Origin of the sequence: Neisseria sp. P0022.S009 (assembly GCF_051956675.1) — a bacterium.
In the GTDB taxonomy this organism is placed as follows: domain Bacteria; phylum Pseudomonadota; class Gammaproteobacteria; order Burkholderiales; family Neisseriaceae; genus Neisseria.
This window is the reverse complement of the sequence record NZ_JBQCXE010000002.1, coordinates 236,636-258,387: the sequence shown is the minus strand read 5'-3', so window position 1 is coordinate 258,387 and position 21,752 is coordinate 236,636. Positions and strand designations below refer to the sequence as shown.

Below are 21,752 nucleotides of genomic sequence, written 5' to 3'. Positions count from 1 at the left end.
TTTAATATTTAATAATTTGGAAATGAGGTAAAAAAATGGATTTGAAAGAAACTAAATTAAGCAGCGAGCCAATCTATGAAGGTTCTTTTGTTACCATCAGCCGCGATCGGGTGCGCCTGTCCAACGGCAATGAAAGCCAACGGGTTGTGATCCGCCATCCGGGTGCTGCGTGTGTGTTGGCGGAAACGGAAGACGGCAAAGTTGTTTTGGTGCGCCAATGGCGTTATGCCGCCGATCAGGCGACGTTGGAATTGCCGGCGGGTAAATTGGATGTGGCGGACGAAGATCCTGCCGAATGCGCTTTGCGTGAGTTGGCGGAAGAAACGCCATACGTTGCCGACAGTGTTAAATTGTTGTACAGCTTTTACACGGCAGTCGGTTTTTGTGATGAGAAAATGTATCTCTACCAAGCGCAAGGCGTGCGTCTGGGCAGCGAGTTGAGCAATGATGAAGATGAAATTACTGAAACCGTCTTGATGAGCAAGGAAGAGGTGCGCGCTGCATTGGCAAACGATGAAATCAAAGATGGTAAGACTTTGATTGGTTTGCAGTATTGGTTGACTCAGAATTGATATGTTAAGAGACAAACAAGGCCGTCTGAAAAAGCTTTCAGATGGCCTTGTTTTATTTTGTAGCCGGATTTTAACCTAATAAAGCCGGTGCGAACCGTGTGATCGTATCGCGTAAAACGATGAGTTTGCCGTGGAAGAAGTGGGACGAACCGGCAATGGTTACAACCGGCAGGCCTTGTGGTTCTGCCCATGTCAGGGCTTTGTTGATTTCGACGACTTCGTCTTCTGCGCCATGAATCATCAATGTTTTGGCGACGTCGGGAACGTCGGATGGTTCCGGGCGGTCTTTGTAGTGATGGACGGCAGCGCCCATCAGCAATAGCAAATCAGGCGTGCGTTCTTGGGCGGCAAAGGTGGAAACGTAGCCGCCGAATGAGAAGCCGGCCAGGGCGAATTGCGGTGCGTCTGGATGTTGCGCGCGGGCGTAGTCGATAACGGCAATGCAGTCTTGCGTTTCGCCGCGGCCGTAGTCGTGTTCGCCTTCGCTGTTGCCTACGCCGCGCAGGTTTGGCAGATAGCAGTGAAAACCGAGTTGCGATAAGGCTTTAGCGGCGGTTTGGATGACTTTGTTGGTGTTGGTGCCGCCTTGCAGGGGATTGGGGTGGTTAATGACGGCGACGCCACGGGCGGACTCTTGTGTGCTTGGCAGGTAGATGGTTTCCAGCAAACCGACCGGGCCGGGGATTTGAATGATGTCGGGTTTGAGCATGAGTGTGTCCTTGTTTGTTTTTTCAGACGGCCTGAAGCGGTTTACAGATAAAAATTCTTGCCGTTGTTTTGATTGTTGGCTTTCAAATCAGCAAGCATCCGTTTGAAGTCCAAGCCGTATTTTTCGCTTAATTTTTCGGCGCGTTTTTTCAGGTTGTCGAGATTTTGTTCTTTGGGGCTGCTTTGGAAGGCCATGACCGCTACGTTGCCGTGGCTCTCGGCCGGCAGCTCGAGTACGCGGCCGTCAAAGACGTTGAGCAGGCGTTCGACAAAGCGTTGATAACGCTGGTCGCCGCTCCACCAGTTGGTCACAAATACGCCGTCGGGAGAGAGGGCGTTGCGGCAGTCTTGGAAGAAGGGTTCCTCCACCAAAGCATCGATAATCTGTTCGCCGTCAAAACCATCTACCAAAATCACATCGGTATTGTGGCGGAACACTTTAATATATTCCGCACCGTCCGCCTCGATAATTTCAAAATTTTCGCCTTCGTGCGGCAATTCAAACAAGCTGCGCGCCACGGCGATGACTTGCGGATTGATGTCAATGGCGGTTTGCTTGGTATCGGGCAGGTAGCTGTCTATCCAACGGGCAAACGAGCCGCCGCCCAAGCCGATTTGGGTGATGTGTTTGGGCGGGGTTTCTGTAAACAGCAGCCAACCCATCATGGCGCGGCTGTACGACAACACCAGCTCGGACGGATGATCGACATTCATGGAGCTTTGAATGGTGTCGCTGCCCAAGTGCAGGGAACGGATATTGCCTTCTTCGGAAATGCCGACTTCAGGCAGATGGGATTTGGCTGGGCGCAGGCGGCGGTAAGGATGGCGGGGCGGCATGGACAAAGACGGAAAGATGTAGAAGGCGTTATTTTAACAGAAACCATGATGTTTTGCGCTGGGGCGGTTTTCAGACGGCCTTTTTGCGTGTTGGATGGAAAGATAAGGTGTGTATTTAATTTTCTTTAAAATCATTGGTTTTTATAATTTCGTGAGTAACTTTGTTTTAAAATGCTTGCCAAGATGGGAACTTATCGGCATAATGCCGACTTCCTTGCCGGTATAGCTCAGTTGGTAGAGCACCTGACTTGTAATCAGGGGGTCCCGAGTTCGACTCTTGGTGCCGGCACCAGTTAAAGACTGACGGTGCTGCAAGGCATTTCAGTAAGCCGGTATAGCTCAGTTGGTAGAGCACCTGACTTGTAATCAGGGGGTCCCGAGTTCGACTCTTGGTGCCGGCACCAATTAAAAGCCCGATTGTGAAAGCAGTCGGGCTTTTTGCTTATGCTTTGATATTTTAAAAGCAGACCTTATAATACCGCGTTTCCATTTATAACAAAGGGCTGCCCACCGGGCAGAACACACAACACCATGATTACCGTAAACACTTTGCAAAAAATGAAAGCAGAGGGCGAGAAAATCGCCATGCTGACCGCTTATGAATCCAGCTTTGCCGCGCTGATGGACAATGCCGGCGTAGATGTACTGCTGGTCGGCGATTCTTTGGGCATGGCGGTGCAAGGTCGTCAGTCCACTTTGCCGGTGAGCTTGCAGGATATGTGCTACCACACTGAATGCGTGGCTCGCGGCACTCAAAATGCCATGATTGTCAGCGATTTGCCGTTTGGCGCGTATCAGCAGAGCAAAGAGCAGGCATTTGCGGCGGCGGCCGAATTGATGGCGGCCGGCGCGCATATGGTCAAACTCGAAGGCGGCGTCTGGATGGCGGAGACCACTGAATTTCTGCAAATGCGCGGTATCCCTGTTTGCGCCCACATCGGCCTGACCCCGCAATCCGTGTTTGCATTCGGCGGCTATAAAGTTCAAGGCCGCGGCGACAAGGCGGAAGCGTTGCTCAACGACGCTAAAGCGCATGATGCGGCAGGTGCGGCAATCGTATTGATGGAATGCGTTCCTGCGGAATTGGCGAAAAAAGTGACCGAGACAGTTTCTTGCCCGACCATCGGCATTGGCGCAGGCGTGGATTGCGACGGTCAGGTTTTGGTAATGCACGATATGCTCGGCATTTTCCCCGGTAAAACCGCCAAATTCGTGAAAAATTTTATGCAGGGCAAAGACAGCGTTCAAGCTGCGGTCAAAGCCTATGTGGACGAAGTCAAAGCAAAAACGTTCCCTTCTGTCGAACATACGTTTGCCGGATAAAATAAAAACCAGGCCGTCTGAAACTTATTTCAGACGGCCTTTTTGATGAATAAAAGCGTATAATCGGCGCGTGATTTCCGTTGATGAAACGGCGGAAAAGATAAAGGATTTTTCAAACCATGCAAATTATTCATACGATTAAAGAATTGCGCGAGTGGCGCAAAACTGCCGGAAAAGTGGCATTTGTGCCGACCATGGGCAATCTGCACGAAGGCCATCTTGCGCTGGTGCGCGAAGCAAAAAAACGTGCAGATAACGTTGTGGTCAGTATTTTTGTCAACCGCCTGCAATTCGGACAAGGCGAAGATTTCGACAAATATCCGCGCACTTTGCAGCAAGATGCCGACAAATTGGCAGGCGAGGGCGTTGCCGTCGTGTTCGCGCCTGATGAAAAAGAGCTGTATCCGAATGTGGAACAGCGTTTCAATGTCGAGCCTCCGCACCTGCAAAACGAATTGTGCGGCAAATTCCGCCCGGGCCATTTCCGCGGCGTGGCGACCGTTGTGACCAAGTTGTTCAACATTGTTCAACCCGATACTGCCTGTTTCGGCAAAAAAGACTATCAGCAGCTGGCGATTATCAAAGGCTTTGTCGAAGACTTGAACTTCAATATCGAAATCGTCCCCGTCGACACCGGCCGCGCTTCAGACGGCCTGGCACTTTCCAGCCGCAACCAATATTTGAGCGAAGCAGAACGCGCAGAAGCGCCACGCCTCTATCAAGAGTTGCAAAACATTGCCGCCGTCCTGAAAAACGGCAATCTGGATTACGCCCAGCTTGAAGCCGAATGTATCCGCCGTTTGACCGATGCCGGCTGGGTGGTTGATTACGTTGAAATCCGCCATGCACACAGCTTGGCAGTGGCTCATGTTGGCGATAAAGAATTGGTGGTGCTTGCCGCCGCCCGTTTGGGTACCACGCGCCTGATTGATAATTTGGAAGTGGCTTTGGTTTAAAACCAAGCTGCTGTTAAAGGCCGTCTGAAACCTGTTTTTCAGACGGCCTTTTGTTACAATAACGCTTTTGCGTTTCTAAGGCTTTTCCATGTCCAAACCCACTGTTTCCCCGATGATGCAGCAGTATCTCGCCATCAAATCGCAGCACGCCGACAAGCTGGTGTTTTACCGCATGGGCGATTTTTACGAGTTGTTTTTGGATGACGCAGTGGAGGCGGCAAAGCTGTTGGACATTACCCTGACCACGCGCGGGCAGATGGACGGCGTGCCGATTAAGATGGCGGGCGTGCCGTTTCACGCGGCGGAGCAGTATCTGGCGCGACTGGTGAAGATGGGCAAAAGTGTGGCAGTATGCGAGCAGGTGGGCGAAGTCGGTGCGGGCAAAGGGCCGGTGGAGCGCAAAGTCGTGCGCATCGTAACGCCCGGCACGCTGACCGACGCGGCGTTTTTGGAAGATAAGGAAACCAACCGCATTGTGGCGGTGAACGCAGACAAGAAAAACGTTGCCATCGCATGGGCTTCTTTGCAAAGCGGCGAATTCAAAACCAAGCTGACGACGGCAGACAAACTTGCCGACGAGCTGGCGCGTTTGCAGGCGGCGGAAATCCTGTTGCCCGAAGGCAAAAACCTGCCTGACGGTTTTCAGGCAACCTCTGCCAACATCACGCGCCTGAACTCATGGCAGTTTGCCGCCGATGCGGGCGCGAAATTGTTGACCGAATACTTCGGCTGCCAAGACCTGCACGGCTTCGGTTTGGACGGCAAAGAACACGAAGCCGCCGTCGGCGCGGCGGGCGCGCTGTTGAACTACATCCGCCTGACGCAAAACCTGATGCCGCAACACTTAGACGGCATTTCGCTCGAAACCGACAGCCAATATATCGGCATGGACGCTGCCACGCGCCGCAATCTCGAAATCACGCAAACCCTCTCCGGCAAAAAATCGCCGACCCTGTTTTCCATACTCGACGGCTGCGCCACCCACATGGGCAGCCGCCTCTTGGCACTCTGGCTGCACCACCCCTTACGCAGCCGTGCCCACATCCGCGCCCGCCAAGAAGCCGTTGCTGCGTTGGGTTCGCAATACGAAACCCTGCAAGGCCGTCTGAAAAACATCGCGGACATCGAACGCATCGCCGCCCGCATTGCCGTCGGCAACGCCCGCCCGCGCGACCTCGCCGCCCTGCGCGACAGCCTGTTTGCCCTGAATGAAATCGAATTGTCCGCCGAGGGCAGTAGTCTCTTAGAAACCCTCAAAGCTGTTTTCCCCGAAACCCTACCCGTCGCCGAAACCCTCAAAGCCGCCGTGATGCCCGAACCTGCCGTCTGGCTCAAAGACGGCGGCGTCATCAACCAAGGTTATTCGGCAGAACTGGACGAGTTGCGCCACATCCAAAACCATGGCGACGAATTCCTGCTCGAGCTTGAAGCGCGCGAACGCGAACGTACCGGCCTCTCCACCCTTAAAGTCGAGTTCAACCGCGTTCACGGCTTCTACATCGAGCTATCCAAAGTCCAAGCCGAACAAGCGCCTGCCGATTACCAACGCCGCCAGACCCTGAAAAACGCCGAACGCTTCATCACCCCCGAACTCAAAACCTTTGAAGATAAAGTCCTGACCGCGCAAGAGCAGGCATTGGCATTGGAAAAACGCCTGTTTGAAGCCCTGTTGAAAGAAGTTCAGACGGCCTTGCCGCAGCTTCAAAAAGCCGCCAAAGCCGCCGCCGCCCTCGACGTACTCTCCACCTTCGCCGCCACCGCCGCCGAACGCGGCTTCGTCTGCCCCGAGTTCGCCGACTACCCCGTCATCCATATCGAAAACGGCCGCCATCCCGTCGTCGAGCAACAAGTGCGCCACTTCACCGCCAACCACACCCGCCTCGACCACAAACACCGCCTCATGCTCCTGACCGGCCCCAACATGGGCGGCAAATCCACCTACATGCGCCAAGTTGCCCACATCGTCCTCATGGCGCACACCGGCAGCTTTGTTCCTGCCGATGCTGCCCAAATCGGACCCATCGACCAAATCTTCACCCGCATCGGCGCCTCCGACGACCTCGCCTCCAACCGCTCCACCTTCATGGTCGAAATGAGCGAAACCGCCTACATCCTCCACCACGCCACCGACCAATCCCTCGTCCTCATGGACGAAGTCGGACGCGGCACCTCCACCTTCGACGGCCTCGCCCTCGCGCACGCCATCGCCGAACACCTGCTGCAAAAAAACAAATCCTTCAGCCTCTTCGCCACCCACTATTTCGAGCTGACCCGCCTGCCTGAAGCCCACGCAACGGCAGTCAATATGCACCTTTCCGCACTCGAACAAGGCCAAGACATCGTCTTCCTCCACCACATCGAACCCGGCCCTGCCAGCAAAAGCTACGGTATCGCCGTCGCCAAACTCGCAGGCCTGCCCAACCGCGCCCTCAAAGCCGCCCAAAAACATCTGGACGAACTCGAAGCCCAAGCTGCCGCCAATCGTCCGCAGTTGGATATTTTCAGCGCCATGCCGTCTGAAAATAGGGAAGATGAGGAAGGGAAAGCACAAGAAGTTGAACCTATTGATAATTTGCAGACCAATGAGTTGGCCGAAGCTTTGGCGCAAATCCAGCCCGACAACCTTACGCCGCGCGAAGCTTTGGATGCCTTGTATCGTTTGAAAGATATCTGCAACAAGGTGTCGTAAACAAGGCAAAGGCCGTCTAACATAGGGGAAACATATAATGAGTTTTGCTGACATTACCGTGGTGGGTATTACCGGCGCAGATTCTTATACCGAGGGCACGATGTACGCCGTTGCCCGCAGTTGCGCCGAATTGCCCGGAAGCCGTGGATTGCTGATCAGCCCGAGCCGTCCGCAAGGTTTGCCGGAAAATATCCGACATCAGCCTTGCCGGCCATTCGGTTATTTAGAATACAATCTGTTTGTTTTGTACCAACTGATGTATTACATCGAAACCGATTATTGTTTGATTGTTCAAAATGACGGCTGGGTGTTGAACGGTCAAAACTGGCAGGACGCCTATCGGGAATATGACTACATCGGCGCACCTTTGCCGATTTTGTTGGAAACCGAAGCCGACGGGCAGTTTTTCCTGAAGGGGACCGACCAATATTTGGCCAAACAGCATCTGATTCAGACTTCCCCGAATTTGGACGAGCCGCAGAACGGCGGTTTCAGCCTGCGCAGCAAGCGGCTTTTAACCATGCCGAGGCAACTGGGCTTAAATGTAGAAATCCGGCCGCCTTTGCCGCCGAAAGACGGAAAAATTGCCGGTATGGAATGGCTGGTGCGGCTGCACCACGAGGATATGTTTTTGACGGCGCAACACCGTTATAGATTGCAGGACTTGGGGCTGAAATTCGCGCCTCCGAATATTGCGACACAATTTTCTTCAGAAGTACCGTTTATCAATCGAATGAGGAATGTCCCTTTAGAGCACGTCTTTGGGGCGCACTGGATGGGCAATGTAGTCTTGACCGGCTGCAACCGTGTCCGTTTTGCCCAATTGAATGAGGATAAATTGGAAACATTATCCCGTTTTTTTAGAAATTTGGGTTATGAATTAGAATAAATAAAGGCCGTCTGAAAGTTCAGACGGCCTTTTTTAATGGCTGTTAATGATGATGGTGGGCATGGCGTGCGGCCGCGCGTTTGGTACCGACAGGTACAATCAGCGTCGCGTAAGTATTGTCTTTCTGACATACGCTTTTATCGCTGTAATCGGTCTCGTTCACCACTTTGATTTTCCACAAACCGTCAATCAGCGTAATCACATTGACCACGCCGTTTTTATCGGTTTTGCCGGAGAAGCCTTGAGGCTCGCGGTGGTCATGAGTTGATTCCAAGTCCATTTCGGCCAAAGTGTCGGAGCTGGCGGTAACAGTGGCTTTAACCAAAGGCTCGCCTTTGTACAGGACTTTGACCGGCAAAATACCGCCGGCTTTGACTGCGTTCGGATTTTTCAGCGGAACCAGTTCCAGCTCTTGGCCGATAGGGCGGGTCAATACCGCTTCATCGACTGTGCCGTTGCCCACTTGGACAAAACTCTTGCCGAACATTTGCGATTGTTCGCAATAGGTGGCACCGGCCAGCTGTTTCAAGGTTTGCTGTTTCCAGCCGTCTTGGTTTTTCGACCAGAAAGTCGGTTGGTAGGTCGCGCTGACCCAGTAGGAGCCTGCGGGCAGGGCGGCTTTGGAAACGTATTGATAGTTTTCGCCCTTATTCACCAAATCAACGGTTTTCTTTGAGCTGTCGGTCAATTGCAGCGGTTTGAAAATATGCACGCGGTCGTCGGCGATTTTTTCGACATTTGGGAAGTCATGGCTGTAACCCAAATCCGCATGCAGGATTTTACCGGCAGGCTGATGTGCCGGAGCGGCCACCCAAACATCGTGCGCCTGCGCCACTGCACCCAATCCCAGCAATCCTAAAAGCATCCATTGTTTCATCGTTTCTACACTCCATCTTTCTATTATTGAACAAAACGCCTAATGATTCGGCGAATACGAACAGTACTCTTTTTTATTAACTTTGTAAATAATATGGTTTAGATTTTATAGTTATAAATAATTATTTTTTGATTTCAGACGGCCTCGGTTTATATAACCAAAACTGATAAACCCAAAAGCAAACATTATTTCCCGTTTGCTTCCGATCCCGATAAAGTATCGCCATACTTTTAATAGGAGCCGACCATGAATATCCGTACCCTTTCTTTTGCCGCATTGACCGCCGCGCTGGCGTTGAGTGCCTGCTCTCCCAAAAACGAACAATCTGCCGACAATGCCGCTTCCGCAGGCAAGGCCGGTAATGTGAAGCTGTTGAACGTCTCTTATGATGTCGCACGAGATTTTTATAAAGAATACAATCCTTTGTTTGTCAAAGAATATGCTGCGAAAAACGGCGGTGCAACGGTTGAAATCCAACAGTCGCACGGTGGCTCCAGCAAGCAGGCTTTGGCCGTGGCCAACGGTTTGGCCGCTGATGTGGTGACCATGAACCAGACTTCCGATATCGAGCTTTTGGTGAAAAAAGGTTTGGTCAAAGCAGATTGGAACACGCGCCTGCCGGATAATGCCGTGCCTTATACTAGCAACGTCGTTTTCTTGGTACGCAAAGGCAATCCAAAACACATCCAAGACTGGGGCGATTTGGCCAAAGACGGCGTGCAAATCGTTTTGGCCAACCCGAAAACCACCGGCAACGGCCGCTACGCCTTTTTGGGCGCGTACGGTTATGGTTTAAAAGTGAATAATGGCGATGAAGGCAAAACCAAAGATTTTGTGGCCGCATTGCTGAAAAACACGCCTGTATTTGAAAACGGTGGCCGCGCGGCAACGACGACCTTCAGCCAACGCCATATCGGCGATGTTTTGGTTACCTTTGAAAATGAGGCCAACTACGTCAGCAAAAAACTGACTCAAGACCAATTTGAAATCGTCTATCCGAGCTATACTATTATTTCAGAAGCACCGGTTGCAGTCGTGGACAGCGTGGTCGATAAAAAAGGCACGCGCGCCGCTGCCGAAGCCTACCTGAAAAACCTCTGGAGCGAACCGGCTCAAGAATTGGCCGCCAATCTTTATCTGCGTCCGCGCAATGCCGAAGTGTTGGCCAAACACAAAGCCGATTTCCCCGATATTGAAACCTTCAATCCGAATGAGAAGTTCGGCGCTTGGTCGGACATCATGAAAAAATTCTTTGCCGACGGCGGATTGTTTGATCAGCTTTCCGGTAAAAAATAAGGTGTGAACATGGAGGCCGTCTGAAATTTCAGACGGCCTTTTGTTACAATAAGCCTTTCCCTTATCCACCTTTTCCCATGTCCCAACGCAAAATCATCCATATCGATATGGACGCATTCTACGCTTCGGTAGAACTGCGCGAGCAGCCGCACTTGAAAGGGCTGCCCGTCGTTGTGGCGTGGGACGGTACTCGGTCGGTCATTTGTGCCGCGTCTTATGAAGCGCGCAAATTCGGTTTGCACTCGGCCATGTCGGTGGCGACGGCAAAAAGGCTGTGTCCGCAGGCAGTGTTTGTACCGCCGCATTTCGATTTGTACCGCAAGGTGTCGGCGCAGATTCATGCCGTGTTTCGGCGTTATACCGATTTGATCGAGCCTTTGTCTTTGGACGAAGCCTATTTGGATGTTACCCGAAATTTTAAAAATATCCCGTACGCCAGCGAGGTGGCCAAACGCATTCGCGCCGAAATTTTTGAAGAAACCGGTTTGACGGCCTCTGCAGGCATCGCGCCCAATAAGTTTTTGGCCAAAATCGCGTCCGACTGGCGCAAGCCGAACGGGCAGTTTGTATTGCCGCCGCCCAAAATCATGGCGTTTTTGGAGAGCTTGCCGTTGGGTAAGATTCCCGGTGTCGGCAAAGTTACGCTGAAAAAAATGAACGCCCTCGGTATGCAGACTGCCGGCGATTTGCGCCGTTTTGAGCGCGGCGAGCTTTTAAACCATTTCGGCCGCTACGGCTACCGCCTTTATGATTTGGCACGCGGTATCGACGAGCGGCCTATCAAAGCCGAACGCGAACGCCTGCAAATCTCAACCGAAATCACTTTGCCCGAAGATTTATCTTTGGCGCAGGCTTCAAGCCATTTGCCGCACCTTGCCGAAGACCTTTGGCGGCAGATTGAGCGCAAAAACGTTGAAGCCAAAGGCGTTACCCTCAAGCTTAAAACCCACGATTTCCGCATTATTACGCGTTCGCTGACGTATTCTTCCGTCCTGCCCGACAGTGCCTCGCTGCTTCAGGCGGCGCATACTTTGCTGCAACGCATACCGCCGCAACGCGAAGACGCCTTCCGCCTGATCGGCATCGGCGTGAGTCATTTACTGCCGAAAAACCAGCAGCAGACGCTTTGGTTATAAAGAAATAGAAAAGCATTCTTTCCGTTTGAAGATAGGGCGCAGGACAATATCGTTCCATAACCATATCGGCAGCCGTTTCAACAGGCCGTCTGAAAATTATTAGGAACAACCAGCCATGTCTTTATTCCGTCCTCAATTTTGGAAAATCCCCGAAACCAATGATGCCGAACGCCGCCGCCTGCCTGAGTTGGCGGCTGCTTTGGAGCGCCGTTTGCAAGACATTGCCGCGCGCTATCCGCAAGCCGTGTTCGCATCCAGCCTTGCGGTTGAAGATATGGTCATTACCGATGCCGTGTGCCGTCTGAAACTGCCTATCCGCATCATTACGCTCAATACGGGCAAACTCAATCCCGAGACCGCCGCGCTGATTGCCGAAACCAATGCGCGTTATCAAACCGAATTGGAAGTGTTTTATCCCAACCGGCAAACCGCCGATGAATTTGAAGCGGAATTTGGCACGACCGCCATGTACGACAGCGTCGAGTTGCGCCGCCGTTGCTGCCATATCCGCAAAATCGAACCGCTCAACCGCGCTTTGCACAACGCGCCTGCCTGGCTGACCGGACAACGCCGCAGCCAGTCTGAAACGCGCAGCGAATTGAATTTTGAAGAGCGGGATACAGGCCGCAACATCGCCAAATTCAATCCTATTTTCGATTGGGAAGAGCAGGACGTTTGGGCATATGCGCACGAGCACCAAGTTCCGCTCAATGCGCTGTATCATCAAGGCTATCCCAGCATCGGGTGCGAACCCTGCACACGCCCGGTCAAGCTGGGCGAAAATATCCGCGCCGGACGATGGTGGTGGGAAAGCAAAGACAGTAAGGAATGCGGTTTGCACAAATAATCAAAGGCCGTCTGAAAACGTTTCAGACGGCCTTTTTGACGGCTTAACAAAATGATTTATCAAGAATTTGTTTTTCGCTCAACGAAAGTGGAAAGCAGGGCAGTATCGATGTCCCATTTCCAGATGCCTTGATCCGAGCCGTCCATGCCGCGCAGGAAGAGGTAGCGGATGGCGATTTTGGGCAAGGGTTTGCCGCGCAGGGCATAGTAGCGCGCAATGGCAACGGCGTAGATCAGGGCTTGCAGGTAGTAGTGATGATGCGCCACGGCTTCATTCATCGCCTGTTGCGTATACGCGCTTGCATCGTTGCCCAAATGGTTGGATTTGTAGTCGATTAAAACGACATGGCCGTCTGAATCTTGGCAAACTATATCGATAAAGCCGTTCAAATAGCCTTGTAAATCATGGAAATCAAGCAGTTGCGCGGCTTGGACGCATTCGGGCGGCAGGTTTGCTTCGCTTGAGGCAAACCAACGGCGTAAGTCGTCCAGTTTGAAATCGTCCATGTACAGGGTGAACCCCATTTCGGGCAGGCGTCGGCTCGGCGGAATCTGCGACAGGCTCTCGTTGATTAAAGGAGTCAGGCGGCAGGTGTCGAGCATGGCGCTTACCGTCGGCAGCCATTTGTCTTCAAAGCTGTGGCGTTGCAAAACTTCGGCAATCATTTCGGATTGGCTCTCGGCAGAGGCGGCGAAGTCGAGTTTTTCCAGCATTTCATGCAAACATACGCCGGCATTGGTGCCGCGGGGAAAATGGTGGATATCGAGGCCGTCTGAAAGCGGGGACGGCAGGTTTTCAGACGGCATGGCACGGTCTGCGCTTTCTGCCGGGTCGATGGCAGGTTGCAAAGGCTCGTGTTGTTCGTCGGTTGACTTAGTATGCCTGCTCAAACCGGTAAAGCTGGTGTGGCGGATAAAGTCAAAATTGCGGTGTTTAATGCTCTGTGCGCTCAAGGCTTGGTCTTGCTGGCGGCTGTATTGGTAGACGGTTTCCGGCGGGGCTTCTTCCGTGAAGGTGAATTCCGTATTTTCCGGCGCGTTTTTGATAAAGCGTTGCCAGTTGGTTTTGAGCATTTCTACAACATCTGTCGTGCTTTGATAGCTTTGGCTGACGCTTTCGCGGCCGGCCTCTGGCAAACCTTCAAGCAGATAGGCAAAAGGATTGTTCGGCGTACAGTTTTTGTTGGCGGCGGCGTAGATGTTGAGCTGTTCTTCGGCGCGGGTAAGGGCGACATAAAGCAGGCGTAAATCTTCCGCCGTCTTTTCGTCGGCAAGGTGGCTTAGTTCTGCTTCCGAGGTTTGCGATTTCGCCAGCAGTTCGGTTTCGTGGTTGTCCGTATGCAGGATTTTCCAGTTTTCTTTGGAATTGTCTTTGGTATCCCACGCGAAGGGGCAGTAAACCAAAGGATATTGCAAACCTTTCGACGCGTGCATGGTAACGATTTTGACCAGTTTTTCGTCGCTTTCAAGACGGATGGTTTGCGCATCTGACGGGAAATGGCCGCTGCGCGCACGGCTGATTTGCTCGTTTAACCATTTATGCAGGGCGGCAGGGTTGCGGCTTTGGCTGTCTTCTTCGGCCAAAAGCTCCAAAATTTGGTAGTAATTGGTCAGGCTGCGTTCGTTGCCGCCCTTGAGCAGGCGCGTTTCGATGTCATGTCGGGCGGCAAACTGCTGCACGGCGGCAAAAATGCCGCCTTTCCGCCATTTTTCCATGGCTTCGGCAGACGACTCCAGCCATTTCAGCAGCTGATGTTCGTTGTGGTTGAGTTCGTATATCTCTTTGGCGGTATAGCCGAACAAAACGCCGGTCAAGACAAAGCGCAGCCAGTCGGTTTGCCTTGGGTTGAGCCAAAAGCCGATCAGCGCGGACAGCGAGTCTGCCTCGGCGGAATCGAAAACAGACTGGCGCGACAGCAACACGCTTTGGATACGGCGCTGTTTCAGTTTTCCGGCAATCATCGCCGCTTCGTTGTTGGTGCGCACCAAGACGGCAATATCGCCGGATTCCAATGCGCGACCTTTGAAATTCAGACGGCCTTCGGCCGCTTCATTGAGCGCAAAGGCAATTTCATCGGCGCAATATTCGGCGGCTCGGCTGCGCAAAATCTCTTTGCCGGTTTGGTCGTCCGTATTGAGCCAGCGCACTTGGATAGCAGGGTGGTGTGGCGACAGCCGGCTTTCGGCGCGGCTGGCGGAGACCTCGCTGTAATCGATGTTTTCCAACACGAAGGGATGTTTTTTTTGTTTGAACAAGGCGCTGATGCCGTTGATCAGCTTGGCATGGCTGCGGTAGTTGACGGCGAGGGTGTAATGCCTGTCCGCATCTTGAGCGGCTTGCAGATAGGCGTAAATGTCCGCACCGCGAAAGCTGTAAATCGCCTGCTTGGGGTCGCCGACGAGAAACAGCGGGCAGCCTTGCTCGATAAAAATTTGGCGGAAAATTTCGTATTGCAACGGGTCGGTATCTTGGAATTCGTCAATCAGCGCGATTTCCCAGTTTGCCGCCGCCGCTTTTGCCAACGCGTTGCCGTGTTCATTGGTGGTCAATGCCTGATGGACGTCCAGCAGCAAATCATCAAACACGCGCTCGCGGCGTGATTTTTTTTGTTCGGCAATGGACTGATTGATGTAGGAAAGGAGGTCGAGTTGCAGGCAGATGAAGACCGCTTCTTCCGCGCTTTTCATTGCCTGCAAATCACGATTGAGATTAGCCAAGGCTTGCAGCTGAATAATTTCCGCCGCATCGGCATCGGCTTTATATTCTTTTTTCAGTTTGCTGTTGAGCGTGTCGATACTGAAGAGGCTTAATTTTTCCAGCGTTTGTTTGCTCAGGCGGGGCAGACGGTTGGATTCGGCATTTGTTTTTAAATCGACAAAAACATTTTCAAAGGTATTTCTTCTGTAGGTTTGGCCGTTAAGTTTGGGAAAGATTGCCCAAAACGCTTTTTCCAAGTCTTCCAACTGAGCGCAAATTTTTTGCCATGTTTCTTGAAGGTTGGCTTGGGCTTCTTGCAAATCACCTTCAGGCCGTCTGAATTTCAGATAGGGGCGGCCGGTATAGCTTTTGATTTCGGCAAGCATTTCTTCGGGCGTGCATTTCCGGTCAAAAACCAATTGTGCCAATGTGGTATCGGTTGCCACTTTCTGCCGCCAAAAATCCTGCGCTGGAATCAGCAGCCTCTCGCGCGAGTCGTCCGACAGCTCGACATCCAAAGGCGCGCCGCACAAAAACGCGTAATCGCGCAAGACGCGCTGACAGAAGCCGTGGATGGTGTAAATCGAGGCGTTGTCAAACTGGCTCAGCGCGGCTTTGAGGCGGAGAATCAGGCGATAGCAGCTTTCCTGACCGTCTTGCTCGCCTAAAGCCAAAGGAATCAAGCGATTGAGAAAGTCATCGGAGGATTTCTTCTCTTTTTCGTAATATTTATTCAGGCCGTCTGAAATATGTTCCGGCTTGCCGCCCAGGGTTTGGATTTCGTTTAAAACCTGCAATACTTCGTCCAAACGCGCGCGCAAACGGGTTTTCAGTTCTGCCGTCGCCGCTTTGGTAAAGGTAACGACCAGAATTTTCTCGATGTCTTTTTTTTCTAAAACAATCAGTCGGGTAAAGAGCGCGGCAATGCCGTAGGTTTTACCTGTACCGGCGGAGGCTTCGATGAGGTTGGTGCCGTCGATGGAAAGGGTGAGCGCGTCAAAAGGAAGGGCGGAAGACATGGTTGGAACGGAATAATATTAGCGAGGCATTATCATAACAGAGATAGTGTGTGGTTTTGCATTGATGATAAAAATGCCGTCTGAAAACTTTCTGTTTTCAGACGGCATGTCTTAATGGCTATTCAATGACTTCAATAGCGCATCTTAGTAGCGCAAACGGCGTTTGGCGTAGCTTGGTTGGCGAGGACGATAGGTATAACGGTTCGCCGCAGAAGCTTTAGTGTTGTCATAGTAGTGCACAACATTATTACCGTTGATGGCCGTATTGTTGACGCTCAAACCGGTTGGAGAGCCGGTAGTAATAACAACATTGTCGCTTTGGATGACGTTTGCCGTATTGGTTACGTTGGCGTCATTTTTACCTTTGGCGTTGATGCCGCCGTTTGGTTTGCCTGAAGCGTAGCTGCCGTTGACATTGACGGTCAGATTTTTTTCGTTAACGCTGCTGATCGCGCCGGAAGTATTGACTTTGTTGCCTTCTACTTCAACGGAGTTGTTGGATACTAAGTTGGTACCGTGCAGGTTGACGTCGCCGTTGTTGGCATTGATTTTAATATCGTTGCCGGCCGCTACATTCGCGCCTGCGGCGGTAGAAGAAGCGTTATCGGTTTTGTTGACGCCGACAGAGCCGTTGACGTGAGGAACGGCTACACCGGTTTCAACATTGATTGTCGCACCAGCGCCAATACCGACATTAACGGCTGTACCTTGGTTGGAGGCAGTATTGGCTGACTCGGTGAAGGTTACGCCGTTGCCTGCGGTAATGTTGACGTTGTTGTTGGCGGTAATATTGGATGCGATTTCAGCAGAGTCTTTGGCGTTGATGACAACATTGGCCGCATTCATATCGCCTTTGACGGCGGTAGATTCTTTTTTGTTTTCATCAGCGTAGTTGACGTTCAGGTTGGCATTCACATCAACGTTTGAACCGTCTTTGGTGTATGCGCCGACAGTCAAAGACGCGCCGCCTTGTTTGCTGCTACTGTTGCTGGTGTTGTGGGCGGCAGTGTTGTGGTATGAACCTGCATCAATGTTGATTGCACCGGTTACATCGTATTTTGTACCTTCATCAGACACTTTGTCATTTGCCAAAACGATGGCATTGCCTGCGTTGATGGTGGTGACGGTTGCAGTGGATTCATTGTGGGTCGAAGAGTTGCCTTGACCTTGTGCAGTGATTTCACCGCCGATGCCTTTGTTGGTGCTGATGCCGGCAGAAACGACCAAACCGCCGCCGTTTTGTTTCACATCGGATTTCGCGCCGCTGTGTGCCGCTGCATGGGTAACGTTTTTGGCAGACTCAATCACATTGCCGGTCGCATTAATCACGGTACCTTCTTGATTAATATTGCCGTTGGCAGTGATGGTGGTGTTGCCGCCGGTGTTGATGTTGGATACATGAGATGTGTCCGTTACGGTCGTTGCATCCGTTTTGGTGCTGGTAATGCCGACAGATACGCCGACGCCTGCGGCGTTATTTTTTCCGTATGCGGTGGCAGATACGCCCAAATCGGTTACGCGGCCGGATTCGGTTACTGTGCTGCTGCCTTTGGAGGCAACAACATTGACGTCATTGGCTGCGGAAATGTTGACGGATTCTTCGCCGTTGACTTGGCTGCCGCTGACGGTAACGTTTGAGTTGGAAGACAACTGGGTGTTTTTACCGGTCAAAATGCTGCCGCTCAGGCCGACAGAATGGGTGTCGGTGTGGGTATCGGTGAATTTGATACCGGCTTTGGCAGTCACGCTGCCGTTTTCTTTATTGGTTTCAGTACCGGAGTAGCCTTTGATGGAATACTCGTTGACCTGTTTGTTTTCTACCGCTTTGGCAGCATCGATGGTCAAATCGCCTGCGGAAGCCAGTTGCAGTTTTTGTGCCGCAAACAATGCAGAGCCGATCACATTGATGTCTTTGTTGGAAACAACGGTCAGGTCGGCATTGGAAACCAGGGTAGAACCGGTTACTTTTTCAATGCTACTGTTGCTGCTGGTTTTAGAGGTCGTGATATTGAAAATCGTACCTTTACGCGCGCTTTGTGCGGAAGTATCGGTGCTGGTGGCGTTTTTAATATCAACATTGCCTGCTTTGGAGCTGACGAATGTACCGGCTTGGCCTTCGACGGTACTGCCGTAAACGTTGACGCCGTTTTTTGCACCCAAAACTACGTTTGAGTTGGCAGTAATGCTGCTGCCGTGCAGGTTTTCGGTACGGTTGTTTTGAACTTGGCTTTCACCGCCGAACAGGCCGCCCCAGTATTTTTTCTGGTCATCGAGGCTGTTGGTGTTGATGGTGGTTTGCGTACCCAAGTTGATGTTGTTGACATCGGTAACGACATTGCCGTTTGCCGCGATGCTTGCGCCGTAAGTGCTCAAATCGCCTTCGGAAATCAAACCGATATCACCGGCTGCGGAGATTTTGGTTTCATGGGCGGTAGAGTTTTTGGAGGATTTTGTAGCGATACCGGTTTTCAGGGCAGCAGTTTCGTTTTTGAAGCTGACATAAGTCGAGCTGCTGTCGGTTTCGCTGTTGCTGCTCAATACGATGCCTTGTTGGGCGGCAATGCGTGCATCGGCAGCCGAGTTCAGTTCGGTTGCGTCCAATTGGACTTTGCCGGTGGTGGCGATATTGACAGAACCGGCATTGATTTTGGTTTGATGCAGGCTTTCGTCAACAGAAGAACTCAGGTTGTTGTTGTACCAAAGGCCTTTGCTTTGAGTGTGGTCGGATTCTGTACGGTTGGTGGTTTTTACCGCGTTAGAATTGATGTTGCCTTTGGCAGAAGCAGTCAGTGCGCCGGCATTGATGTTGGCCGCGCTTAAGTTGAGGCTTCCGCTGTTGTTCAGAGTCAATGACTCGGATGCATTGATATTGCTGGCGGTAAAGGTTTCCGTTTTGTTGCGGTCTGAACGGAAGTGCTGAACATTTTGCGCTTCTTTGCCGCTGGAAGATTTGTTGGCGGAATGGCTGGTAACCGTGCCTTTGATGTCGGTATCGCGGGCAAACAATTCCATTTGTGCGCCGGTCAGGTTGGCGGACTGGATGCTCAGGTTGCCTTTGCTGTCGATATTCAGGTAGCGGGTGCCGGTAATGGCGGCGTTTTGAATGTTTTGTTTGGCGCGTTTGTCGGTCGCGTGGATGCGGATGGTACCGGCGCGCATACTGCCAAAGATATGGCCGTCAAGAACCGGCGCATTTGAAGCTGTGTCCAAGGCTTCGATTTGTGCGGTTTTGTAGTCGAAGTTGCTTTTGCCTGAAGAAACGTTGATGGCATCGGCGGCATTGACGTTGGCTGATTTGCCGACCACAACTTGCGGCGCGAGCAGGTCAACCACACGGTTACCGCTCAAATTGCCGTTTACTTGCAGCTGTTTGCCATTGTCGCTGATATGGAAAGATTTCAACGTGCCGTCTGAAACGGTTGGCGTACCGACAACCAAGGATGCGCGGTTGGCATTCAGGATGCTGCCGCCGTTGTGGGTAATGCCGTTAGGGTTTGCCAAAACATAGTCTGCGGCAATACCGAAGATCTCTTGCTGACCCAAAATCAGGGAAGGGTTTTTGCTGACCACTTCGTTCAAGATCACAGATGCGGCCTGACCTTGGAAGTTTTTATTGGCAGACAGGTTTCCGGCCAGTTGGGATTTACCGGCGGACAGGGCGTTATTCAAAACGGCGCCGTGTTGGGAAACGTTGTACTTGTTGTATTGGTTGTGAGAAAGACCTTGGGCCGTCGGTGCGGCAATGTTGACGATGTCGACATTGTTTTGCTGCTGTACCGAAGTTTGGCCGATGGCTTCGATATTGGCGGCTACCGCTGCATTTCCCAGGAATGCAAAGCACACGGTGACAGTCACTTTGCCGGAAGCTGAGAGCTTAGGCTGATATAAAGTGTCGATTTTCATGGATTTTAATCCTTATTTATCGTGATGGAGAGTGAATCAGAAATCCCATATCGGGTATCGGATTTCTGTTGAGAAAACTTTTGAATGTATTAACATTGGTATGGAAATTTTTACAATCATACCACCAGTATGACCTTGTGTGCACTATTTCAAATGCAAATAAAAGCCGCTCATCTTGTTGATATTAATAGAAAATTAATAACGTTAAGATGAGCGGTTTATATATTGGATAAAAGGATATATATTTACATAATTTTAAAATGGAATGCGTAAAGAAACGGTCACATGATCCTGTTTTTCGCTGTTTGATTGGTTGGGCATGCGCGCAAAACCTTTGCCGTAGTCGGCAGAAAGCTGCCATTTGTCCGCCTTGCCCAAATTCAAACCTGCCACTAAGCCCATGGCGCGTTGCGAACCTTCGTGATGATTTTTGGCAACGCCGATGTCTGCGCCCAGATAAGGTTCGATATAGATGCCGTGAGGCGTATTGCGGCGGAAATAAACGGTATTGCTCAACAGGACTGCGCTGCTTGCGCTCAAAGAAGTCGAACGGAAACCGCGTACATTTTGATAACCGACGATGTCCATTTCTTTGGCGGCAAACAAATCATGCGGGCTATATTGGGCATCGATTTGGTGATGGTTGCGCACGATCCATTTGCCCAATAGGCGGTTTTGAATCAAATTGCTTTGCAAGGATACAGAGGTATAGCGCTTGTCAAACGGCGTATGTTCGGTATTTTTCGCAAACCCTTGTTCCACACCGATATTGTTGAGCCAAATGCCGTTTGGCAGGATGGCCGTGTGCGACAGGCCGACTTGTGCCGAATAAATTTCCGGGCTTTGCAATTCCAGTTTGCTGTCGGCAAATTTTGCAGTCTGTTTCACATAATCGATGCCGACATAGGCGGAGGCAATGTGTTTTTGACTGCGTGAGAATACGCGGTCTGCTTTGATTCCTGCCGCTTTGGATTGGGAGCGGTAGGCGTAGCGCGTTACGTTGGGCGTTAGGATGCTTTGCGATTGCGACGCGGCGGCGTAAGTGCTGAATGTCCATGCGCCGTAAGGAACTTGGTAGAACAGGCTGCCGCCGCGACTGTAATGGCTGTCGTGGTTGTTTAGATTGGTGTAGCCGTTTAGATAAAGGGAGTCGCTCAATCCCAACGGGCTGCCAATATTCAGGCTGCCGCGCAGTGTCGTGGTATTGGGTTTGCTGCCTTTATTATCGATGGTAATGCTGCCGCCCCAATGTTTTTCGGCATCGTTGTTGAGTTGGATGGAGGCGGTGCCGTCATCATGCGGATAAACATCGATGCTGACGTTGTTGCCGGCAACATGGTTTGCCTGTTCGATACCTTGGTCGAGGTATTGGATGTTCAGCGGTTTACCTTGATGATTGGGGAAGAGGGTATTGACGTTGACCGTACGGGAGCTGCCGGTAATTTCACGGATTTTGCCTTCGATGACGGCCAATTTCAGGACGCGTTCAGGCGTGGTTTCAAATTTGATTTGCGTGTGCGGATAGCCTTGAGCGATATACTCGGCAACGATGTCCCGGTTCAGTTGGTTGATGCTGTTTTGATTGATGCATTTGGGGAGCTTGGCTTCAATCTTTTGGGAATCGATAAGGGTAATGCCGGAAAGCTCGATACCAGTGTAATCCAAACATTCGGTATTGTTTTCAGACGGCCCTTCTTGTGCAACCGCGTCATTATCTTGTTTTTTCTGTAAATCCCATGCCGACTGCTCGCGTTTTTGGATTTCAACCGAATGAATCTGGTCGAGATTGTCGCGGAAGTCTTTGTCGAATTGGTTGGATACGTTTTTATCGATTTGATCAGGCGGATTCGGCGTATTGGCCGCATAGGCGTTCAGTGCGGAGAGAATCAATACGGGCAGGGGAAGGAGGCGGGATTTATACATGGTGTCGTAATTTTATAGGGATAATAATCGGGTTTATTTTATCGAAAATAGCTGTCTGGGGCGTATCGGTTTTTATCCTT

General features: G+C 51.5%; 14 protein-coding genes and 2 tRNA genes. 10 read left to right on the top strand and 6 right to left on the bottom strand.

The genetic code is table 11. The features are described 5' to 3' along the window. Positions 1-35 precede the first annotated feature (35 nt). A complete protein-coding gene (locus ACTHUG_RS04330; protein WP_440369300.1) occupies positions 36-572 on the top strand; it encodes an NUDIX hydrolase in 537 nt (178 codons plus the stop codon). Positions 573-642: 70 nt separating this feature from the next. On the opposite strand, the gene ACTHUG_RS04325 is transcribed toward ACTHUG_RS04330, so the two are convergent. After that, complete coding sequence (locus ACTHUG_RS04325) at positions 643-1,281, bottom strand: alpha/beta hydrolase (protein WP_440386240.1); 639 nt, start codon at positions 1,279-1,281, stop codon at positions 643-645. Between the two features lie 41 nt (positions 1,282-1,322). After that, positions 1,323-2,117, bottom strand: a complete 795-nt coding sequence (locus ACTHUG_RS04320) for a polyamine aminopropyltransferase (protein WP_440386241.1) — start codon at positions 2,115-2,117, stop codon at positions 1,323-1,325. A 216-nt stretch (positions 2,118-2,333) separates the two neighbouring features. Between ACTHUG_RS04320 and ACTHUG_RS04315 the strand changes: the two genes are divergently transcribed. The 6 genes from ACTHUG_RS04315 (at position 2,334) to ACTHUG_RS04290 (ending at position 7,974) form a co-directional block, all read left to right on the top strand. Beyond that, positions 2,334-2,409, top strand: a tRNA-Thr gene (locus ACTHUG_RS04315). A gap of 36 nt (positions 2,410-2,445) precedes the next feature. Continuing rightward, positions 2,446-2,521 (top strand) — tRNA-Thr (locus tag ACTHUG_RS04310). Positions 2,522-2,648: 127 nt separating this feature from the next. After that, complete coding sequence (gene panB / locus ACTHUG_RS04305; protein WP_004521070.1) at positions 2,649-3,440, top strand: 3-methyl-2-oxobutanoate hydroxymethyltransferase; 792 nt, start codon at positions 2,649-2,651, stop codon at positions 3,438-3,440. Between the two features lie 119 nt (positions 3,441-3,559). Further along, a complete protein-coding gene (gene panC, locus ACTHUG_RS04300; protein ID WP_440386242.1) occupies positions 3,560-4,396 on the top strand; it encodes a pantoate--beta-alanine ligase in 837 nt (278 codons plus the stop codon). 88 nt (positions 4,397-4,484) lie between these two features. After that, positions 4,485-7,085, top strand: coding sequence for a DNA mismatch repair protein MutS (mutS, locus tag ACTHUG_RS04295; RefSeq protein WP_440386243.1), 2,601 nt, complete (start codon positions 4,485-4,487; stop codon positions 7,083-7,085). A 37-nt stretch (positions 7,086-7,122) separates the two neighbouring features. Then, positions 7,123-7,974: a DUF5672 family protein gene (locus tag ACTHUG_RS04290; protein WP_440386244.1), complete on the top strand. Its 852-nt coding sequence runs from the start codon at positions 7,123-7,125 to the stop codon at positions 7,972-7,974. Between the two features lie 43 nt (positions 7,975-8,017). On the opposite strand, the gene ACTHUG_RS04285 is transcribed toward ACTHUG_RS04290, so the two are convergent. Then, the gene (locus ACTHUG_RS04285; RefSeq protein ID WP_314058518.1) at positions 8,018-8,851 is read right to left on the bottom strand and encodes a DUF4198 domain-containing protein; all 834 of its coding nucleotides are present in this window, start codon (positions 8,849-8,851) and stop codon (positions 8,018-8,020) included. A 252-nt stretch (positions 8,852-9,103) separates the two neighbouring features. On the opposite strand from ACTHUG_RS04285, the gene ACTHUG_RS04280 reads away from it, so the two are divergent. From ACTHUG_RS04280 to ACTHUG_RS04270, 3 genes are all read left to right on the top strand, one after another. Then, positions 9,104-10,147, top strand: coding sequence for a sulfate ABC transporter substrate-binding protein (locus ACTHUG_RS04280; RefSeq protein WP_440386422.1), 1,044 nt, complete (start codon positions 9,104-9,106; stop codon positions 10,145-10,147). Positions 10,148-10,224: 77 nt separating this feature from the next. Then, positions 10,225-11,283: a DNA polymerase IV gene (gene dinB, locus ACTHUG_RS04275; RefSeq protein ID WP_440386245.1), complete on the top strand. Its 1,059-nt coding sequence runs from the start codon at positions 10,225-10,227 to the stop codon at positions 11,281-11,283. A gap of 115 nt (positions 11,284-11,398) precedes the next feature. Next, positions 11,399-12,130 carry a phosphoadenylyl-sulfate reductase gene (locus ACTHUG_RS04270; RefSeq protein WP_440386246.1) on the top strand — a complete coding sequence of 244 codons (732 nt, stop codon included), beginning with the start codon at positions 11,399-11,401 and terminating at the stop codon, positions 12,128-12,130. Positions 12,131-12,189: 59 nt separating this feature from the next. On the opposite strand, the gene recB is transcribed toward ACTHUG_RS04270, so the two are convergent. The 3 genes from recB to ACTHUG_RS04255 form a co-directional block, all read right to left on the bottom strand. Then, positions 12,190-15,846 carry an exodeoxyribonuclease V subunit beta gene (recB, locus tag ACTHUG_RS04265; protein WP_440386247.1) on the bottom strand — a complete coding sequence of 1,219 codons (3,657 nt, stop codon included), beginning with the start codon at positions 15,844-15,846 and terminating at the stop codon, positions 12,190-12,192. 144 nt (positions 15,847-15,990) lie between these two features. Beyond that, on the bottom strand, positions 15,991-19,749 hold the full coding sequence (locus ACTHUG_RS04260; protein WP_440386248.1) for a hemagglutinin repeat-containing protein: 3,759 nt from the start codon (positions 19,747-19,749) through the stop codon (positions 15,991-15,993). Positions 19,750-20,004: 255 nt separating this feature from the next. Then, positions 20,005-21,672 (bottom strand): ShlB/FhaC/HecB family hemolysin secretion/activation protein, encoded by a 1,668-nt coding sequence (locus ACTHUG_RS04255; RefSeq protein WP_440386250.1) that lies wholly within the window; start codon positions 21,670-21,672, stop codon positions 20,005-20,007. Positions 21,673-21,752: the final 80 nt, after the last annotated feature.